The organism is Candidatus Methylomirabilis sp. (assembly GCA_036000645.1).
Taxonomy (GTDB): Bacteria; Methylomirabilota; Methylomirabilia; order Methylomirabilales; family JACPAU01; genus JACPAU01.
This window is the reverse complement of the sequence record DASYVA010000219.1, coordinates 20,647-27,090: the sequence shown is the minus strand read 5'-3', so window position 1 is coordinate 27,090 and position 6,444 is coordinate 20,647. Positions and strand designations below refer to the sequence as shown.

9 protein-coding genes and 1 tRNA gene are annotated in these 6,444 nt (G+C 70.0%); all 10 read right to left on the bottom strand.

Annotation, left to right across the window (positions count from 1 at the left end):
* Positions 1–41: 41 nt before the first annotated feature.
* The 10 genes from surE to VGT06_12400 all read right to left on the bottom strand — a co-directional run bounded on the left by surE (position 42) and on the right by VGT06_12400 (position 6,340).
* Entirely contained in the window at positions 42–803 is a 762-nt protein-coding gene (surE, locus tag VGT06_12445; GenBank protein ID HEV8663928.1) for a 5'/3'-nucleotidase SurE, read from the bottom strand.
* A 244-nt stretch (positions 804–1,047) separates the two neighbouring features.
* Positions 1,048–2,118 carry an ABC transporter substrate-binding protein gene (locus VGT06_12440; protein ID HEV8663927.1) on the bottom strand — a complete coding sequence of 357 codons (1,071 nt, stop codon included), beginning with the start codon at positions 2,116–2,118 and terminating at the stop codon, positions 1,048–1,050.
* A 3-nt stretch (positions 2,119–2,121) separates the two neighbouring features.
* Positions 2,122–2,463, bottom strand: a complete 342-nt coding sequence (locus tag VGT06_12435) for a hypothetical protein (protein HEV8663926.1) — start codon at positions 2,461–2,463, stop codon at positions 2,122–2,124.
* Positions 2,460–3,224, bottom strand: coding sequence for an ABC transporter ATP-binding protein (locus tag VGT06_12430; GenBank protein ID HEV8663925.1), 765 nt, complete (start codon positions 3,222–3,224; stop codon positions 2,460–2,462). The genes VGT06_12435 and VGT06_12430 overlap by 4 nt, the downstream gene beginning before the upstream one ends.
* Entirely contained in the window at positions 3,221–4,018 is a 798-nt protein-coding gene (locus VGT06_12425) for an ABC transporter permease (GenBank protein ID HEV8663924.1), read from the bottom strand. Before VGT06_12425 ends, VGT06_12430 begins: the two co-directional genes overlap by 4 nt.
* Positions 4,018–4,800, bottom strand: a complete 783-nt coding sequence (locus VGT06_12420; protein HEV8663923.1) for an ABC transporter permease — start codon at positions 4,798–4,800, stop codon at positions 4,018–4,020. The genes VGT06_12425 and VGT06_12420 overlap by 1 nt, the downstream gene beginning before the upstream one ends.
* 177 nt (positions 4,801–4,977) lie before the next feature.
* A tRNA-Pro gene (locus VGT06_12415) sits at positions 4,978–5,054 on the bottom strand.
* 23 nt (positions 5,055–5,077) lie between these two features.
* Positions 5,078–5,443, bottom strand: coding sequence for a MerR family transcriptional regulator (locus VGT06_12410; GenBank protein HEV8663922.1), 366 nt, complete (start codon positions 5,441–5,443; stop codon positions 5,078–5,080).
* Positions 5,444–5,505: 62 nt separating this feature from the next.
* Positions 5,506–5,787 carry an integration host factor subunit alpha gene (locus tag VGT06_12405; protein ID HEV8663921.1) on the bottom strand — a complete coding sequence of 94 codons (282 nt, stop codon included), beginning with the start codon at positions 5,785–5,787 and terminating at the stop codon, positions 5,506–5,508.
* Between the two features lie 79 nt (positions 5,788–5,866).
* Positions 5,867–6,340 carry an SPOR domain-containing protein gene (locus tag VGT06_12400; GenBank protein ID HEV8663920.1) on the bottom strand — a complete coding sequence of 158 codons (474 nt, stop codon included), beginning with the start codon at positions 6,338–6,340 and terminating at the stop codon, positions 5,867–5,869.
* Positions 6,341–6,444: the final 104 nt, after the last annotated feature.

Below are 6,444 nucleotides of genomic sequence, written 5' to 3'. Positions count from 1 at the left end.
AGGGCCGCGGGCCGCCCAACAACCACCGTGCCCGGCACCCCTCATCGCCCGAGGCGCTCCTCCCAGGCCCGCAGGGACTGGAGTGCCTCGTAGTGGGTCAGATCCAGACGCAGCGGGGTGATCGAGATCTTCCCCGCCATCACCGCGTCGTAATCCGAGTCCCCGAGGCGCTCCCACTCCGGTTCGCTGCCGCCGATCCAGTAGTACGTCTTGCCCCGCGGGTCCAGCTTCTCCACGATGGACTCCCGGTAGGCCCGCCGACCCTGCCGGGTGAGGGCAACCCCCCGGATGCCTTCGGGTGAGGCGGCCGGCACGTTGACGTTCAGGAGGGTATCGGGCGGGAGCCCCTGCTCGAGGAGGAGGACCGCCAGGCGCCGGGCGAAGCCGGCGGCCGCGGCGAAGTCGAAGCGGCCACCCCCCGCCTGGGAGATCGCGAAGGCGGGGATGCCCAGGAGGGTCCCCTCCATGGCGGCGGAGACGGTGCCGGAGTACGTGACGTCATCCCCCAGGTTCGTCCCCAGGTTGATCCCCGCCACCACGAGGCGGGGGCGGCCCTTCAGCATCCCCATGACGGCCAGCGTCACGCAGTCGGTGGGCGTCCCGTCCACCCGGTACCAGCGGGGGGCGACCTCGCTGGCCCGGAGCGGCCGGTGGAGCGTCAGCGCATGCCCCGCCGCTGACCGCTCGCGGTCGGGCGCAACCACCGTGACCTCCCCCACCGGGGCGAGCGCCTCTGCCAGCGCCCGCAGCCCGTCGGAGTGGATCCCATCGTCGTTGGTCACCAGGATGCTGGGGCCTGTCATCCGCTCACCGTCCACAAAAAAACAGCAGCGGGCGCTGCCGGCTGCTGCAGGAACTCCCCCGGTCCGGATCGCCGTGGGCCGATCCGTGGCCCAACCTCGTCGGGGCGACGCAACATCATCCGAGACGGCAAGACGATACCACATCGCCTCCGGGGTGTCGAGCTTCCTCCACCGGGGGGCCGGCGCTCTCCCCTTGGCCTCCCCCGTGCCGTCGGCGCGTCGGCCAGCTCCCACCCGCTCCCCGTTAGGGGCGGAAGGTGAACGTCGGTCCCAGCGCGGCGGCGGGAGGGATCGGGGCGAGGTCGGAAAAGAGGTCGGGGTGCTCCTTCATCACCTTCAGGATGTGCTTCGGCGCGAAGTGTTTGTTGACGTCGAACGTCGCCTTGATGAATCCCAGACGGTGGAGGCGATCCTGGGCGCTCCAGAGCGCCCGGTAGTTGTTCGCCGAGAGGCGCCGGTCCACCTGCTCGATGTTGAACTGCATCGCGGCCTCCGCGACCTCGAGCTTCAGCCCAGGGATCCAGCGGGTGGCCACCTGCGCGGCGGCCTTCGGGTTGGCCCGCATCCACCTGTCGGCCTCGGAACAGGCGGCCAGGAACCGCTCGACCGTCCCGCCGTTCTGCTCGACCCACTCCCGGAGTGCGACGTTGAAGCCGAGAAAGCCAATGACCCCGCCCCCCCGGATGACCTCGTACGCCCCGGGGACGTCCCGCGTCGCAACGATCGGCCACGGGTCCCAGGCGCTGAAGGCGTCGACCCCTTTGGCGAGGAGGGCCACGGTCATGTCCGGAGGAGGTGTGTTAACGAGGGCGACGTCCTGAGGGGTGAGGCCGGCCCGCTCGAGGAGCGCCAAGATGTACAGGTGGTTGATTGTCCCGAAGGAGGCGGCGATCCGCTTGCCGCGGAGGCTCGCGAGGTTCCCCGTGGCGATGCCGGAGCCCTCGCGCGCCACCAGCGCCATCGTCGTGTCCGAGCCGAGCCGGGCGGCGCTCCCGGTGTAATTGCCCAGGATCACGAGGTCCATCCCCCGGAGGACGGCGCCGATCATCGGCACCCCGACCTGCGCGAGCTCGATCTCCCCGGCCTGGAGCGCATTGAGCTGGTCCACCCCCGTGGCGTATGGGCGCGCGATCGTCACCTCGAGCCCCCACTTCTCGAAGGTGCCCCGCTCGAGCGCGATCGGGACGCCCAGCTGGTCAATCGCGGCGACGATGCCAGCCTTCACCTTGATCGGCGACGGCTTCACCTGCGCCGCGACCTGGAGAGGCCATGCGACCAGCACCGAGAGCACGAGTCCGAGCCCTACCCGCTTCATAGGTCACCTCCCCTGCTCCCGTGGGAGCGGCTCCACGCGACTCACCCAGTAGGGGCGCGCGACGGCCCGCAGATCCGAGGGCTTCACGCCCCGCAGCTCCACCTGGTTCTCCCGGGTCCCGGACACCCGACCGAACTGCTGGAACGCCAGCACGTGAAAGCGCTCGGGGGGGAAAGGGAGCGTCACGAGAATGTCCACCGCCTCCTCCCCGGCCCGCGAGAGGCCCGGGGCGACCTTCTCCGGTGCCCGGACCGTCAGCCATCCCTGCCAGAGGAGATAGCACGCCGCAGCCGCGAGGAGCGCGCGGACCTTGGGCGACGTGACGGGGGCGCTCCGGACCCTCACGCGGGCCTCACCAGTCCCAACACCGTCGCCACCAGGGCCTTGAAGGCCGGATCCTCCACCAGACGCGCCCAGGTCCGCGGCCGCGGGAGCGTCACGGGAAGCTCGGCCACCACCCGCCCGGGGGCGCTGGAGAGCACGACCACCCGATTCGCCAGGAAGACCGCTTCCTCCACGTCGTGGGTCACGAAGAGAATCGTGGGGCGGCGGTCCTGCCAGATTCGCGTCAGCTCCTCCTGGAGCGTCATCCGCGTCTGGGCGTCCACGCTCGCGAACGGTTCATCCATCAGGAGGACATCGGGGCCGTTCGCGAGGGCCCGGGCCACGCCCACGCGCTGCTGCATCCCCCCGGAGAGCTCCGCCGGGTAGCGCCCCTCCGTCCCTGCCAGCCCGACCAGCGCCAGGTACTCCTGGCCGATCCGATCCCGCTCGTCCCGTGGCACCCCGCGCATCTTGGGCCCGAAGGTCACGTTCTCCAGCACCGTCTTCCACGGGAAGAGCGCAAACGACTGGAAGACCACCCCCCGGTCAGGACCTGGCCCCTTGACGCTCCGACCGTCCAGGTGGATCTCCCCGCGGGAGGGGGGGATGAATCCCGCGATCATGTTCAGGAGCGTCGTCTTGCCACACCCGGACGGGCCGACGATCGCAACGAACTCCCCCTGCGTGACCTCGAGCGACACGTCCACGACCGCGGTGACGTGTCCCCCGGCGTAGGGGTCGAAGTAGGTCTTGGAGAGGTCGCGGAGCCGTAAGGTCTTCACGGCGTGACGAGCCCCCACCGCTGCCCGGTCGCCCGCTCGAGCGGGACGAGGACCCAGCCATCCACGAAGTACCAGAGGAGGCCCAGCAAGACCATCCCGAGGAGAACCTCCGTGACCTGCCCGGCGCGCCGCGCATCGAACATGAGGAAGCCGATCCCGCTCGTCCCCACGATCATCTCCGCCGCGATGAGGGCCCGCCAGCCGTAGCCGAGCCCGTTCCGCAGCCCGGTGACGATGTTCGGGAGGGCGCCGGGCAGTACGACCTCTCGGAGGATCCGCCCGCGCGACGCCCCGAGGCTTTGCGCCGCGCGGGTTAGCTCCAGCGGCACGGAGCGGACGCCCAGCACCGTGTTGAGCACCACGGGGAAGAGGACGGTGTAGACGATCACGCAGGTCATCGTCGCGAGACCGAAACCAAACCAGATCAACAGGATCGGCAGCCAGGCAATATCCCCGATCGCTTGGAAGAAGAGGAGGGGAGGCCAACACAGCCGGTGCGCCCAGGGACTGCGCCCGATCAGGACGCCGAGCGGGATCCCGAGCGCCATGCCCGCTCCCCCCCCGAGCGCGAGGCGGACCAGGCTGTCCTCGAGGTACGCGGGGAGAATTCCCTTGTAGGTGAGGGTACCGAAGGCGCGGAGCACCTCCGCAGGCCCCGGGAAGAAGACCCGCGGGAAGACGCCGAGGCTCGCCACCAAAGCCCAGAGTCCGATGACCGGCACGAACGGGGCGAAGGAGCGCACGCCAGGATAGGCCGCCCCCCAGCGGATCAGCAGGGCGACCGCCCGCGCCATCAACCGACCCGCCGGACCATGCCCCAGCGCTCGATCGTCGCCCGTTCCACCGGCGCCAGGAGGAGCAGGTCCAGGAGCAGCCAGAGGGTCCCGATCGCGATCATGCCGAGGAGGATCACCTCGGTCCGGTAGAAATCCCGCGCGACGAACACCAGGTACCCGAGCCCCGCGTTGGTGGCGATCATCTCCGCGGCGATGAGCCCCCGCCACGCGTACCCCATCCCCGTCCGGATCCCGGTCACGATGTTCGGGAGGGCACCCGGGAGGAGCACCTCGGTGAGCATCCGCCAGGGGCCCGCCCCCAGGGACGCTGCCGCATAGCGCAGCGGCCGCGGGATGCGCGCCACGCCCAGGAGGGTATTGTACGACACGACGAAGAAGACGGCATTGAAGATGACGAAGGTGATCGCCCCGAAGCCGTAGCCGAACCAGAGGGTGGCGATCGGGATCCAGGCGATTCCGGCGAGGACCGAGAAGAAGCGGAACAGGGGGGTCAGGACCGCCGCCGTCAGCCGGCTCACGCTCATCGCGACCCCCAGCGGGACGCTCACAGCGAGGGCCAGCACCGTCCCGACGAGCACGCGCATCAGGCTCTGCGCCACGTGATGGAGGAGGCTGCCGTCCCACAGCATTCGGGCACCGGCTATGCCGACCTCGCCCAAGGACGGGAAGACCCGACCCGGGATGTGAAACGCCGGGACGGCCACGGCCCAGAGGAACCCGAGCAGCCCGAGGGGAGCGAGAAAGGTCAGCGCGGCGCGGAGCAGTCGGGCGGGGCGCACGGCGGTACTGTCCTCCCCGGGGTCAGCGCTCCCCGGGGCGCTTCGCGGCGAACGGTGGCGGGATCTGCCTCTCCGGTGAACCAGGCGGGGGGCGCGCATCGGATCGCCGAGACGCCCATTCCCTCCCGCAAGAACCAAAATGGGGCTAGGCGTCCCGGCCTAGCCCCTCCAGACTACTGGTCGGGGCGACGGGATTTGAACCCATGACCCCTGGCCCCCCATGCCAGTGCGCTACCAGGCTGCGCCACGCCCCGGGAGAGTGCGTCTGTCCTCGATGCTACTGCCTTCGCAGGAGGGCCGCAAGCCCCTCGAGCCCCTCCCGCAGGCGCCGCAGGGTCTCGCCCAGATCGGCCGGGGCTTCCCCCCCGTCCGAGAGGAGGCGTCGTTTCGCCCCCGCGATGGTGAACTTCTGGTCGTAGAGCAGGTGCTTGATCTTCAGGACCGTCTGGATGTCCTTCTTCCGGTACAGCCGCTGCCCCGTCCCGCTCTTCTTGGGCTGGAGGACGGAGAACTCCGACTCCCAGTAGCGCAGGATATACGGCTGCACGCCGGTGATCCGCGCCACCTCGCCGATCTTGAAGTACAGCTTGTCAGGGATGGGCTCATGGGAGGGCCGCACCTCCGACGGCGCGTGCTTCTTCACAGGAACACCTCAGTGTGGCCCCGCGGAGGCCGCCGTCCGGGGGCCAGGCCGCGGAAGGGGACCTAGGGCTTGCGGGGGTTCACCGCCTGCTGCAGGGCCTTGCCGGGCTTGAACTTGAGCACCTTGCGCGCCGTGATGATGATCTCCGACCCAGTCTGAGGGTTGCGCCCCTTCCGCGCTCGTTTCGCCCGGACCTGGAAGGAGCCGAAGCCCACCAACTGGATCTTCTCCCCCTTCTTGAGGGCCCCCTTGATGGTCTCCAGCGTCGCCTCGACCGCCTCCATGGCCTGCTTCTTGGTGAGCCCCTTCTGCGCGACCAGGGACGCAATATCCGCCTTCGTCACGCCGGTCACCCCTTTCTGCCAGGTCTAACGCGTTAAAAAGTGACGGGGACACTGAGGACCACGAGCGCATTCTGGGTCCTCAGTTCTTCACCACGATGGGGCTCAACCCCTCCTTCCGCAGGGCGTCTACCTGGGCTTGGGCGTCCTGCGGGTTGGCGTAGGCCCCGACCCGCACCTGGAAGAGGCCCGTCGTCGTCGGCCGGGAATCGATGCGCGGTGCCAGGCCCGACTTCTGGAGCTCGCGGGCGAGATCGATCGCGGCGTCCAGGCTCCGGAAGGTTCCCGCCTCGACGGTGAGCTTCCCGCCGGCCGCCGGGACCACCTTGGCTCCCTTGGCGCCCGCCTCGACCACCTTTTCCCGCTGCGCTTCGGCGTCCGCCTTCGCGGTGTACGTGCCCACCAGGACGCGGTGCCGAGGGACTCGAGGGCTGGCCTGCCGGACGGTCACAGCGTACCCCTTCTCCTCCAGGCGCTTCTGGAGCTTTTCAGCGTTCGCCTTCACCGCGAAGGCGCCAACCTGCAGCCCGTAGCTCCCGGGGGCGGCGGCCGCCATGGGTAGCTTCGGTGGGGCCTCCGGCGCCGCCGGAGCCGGGGGCATCCCCAGGCCTGGAGACGGGACGGCGGCCTGGGGTCTCGGGGCCGGTGCCGGAGCGGCCT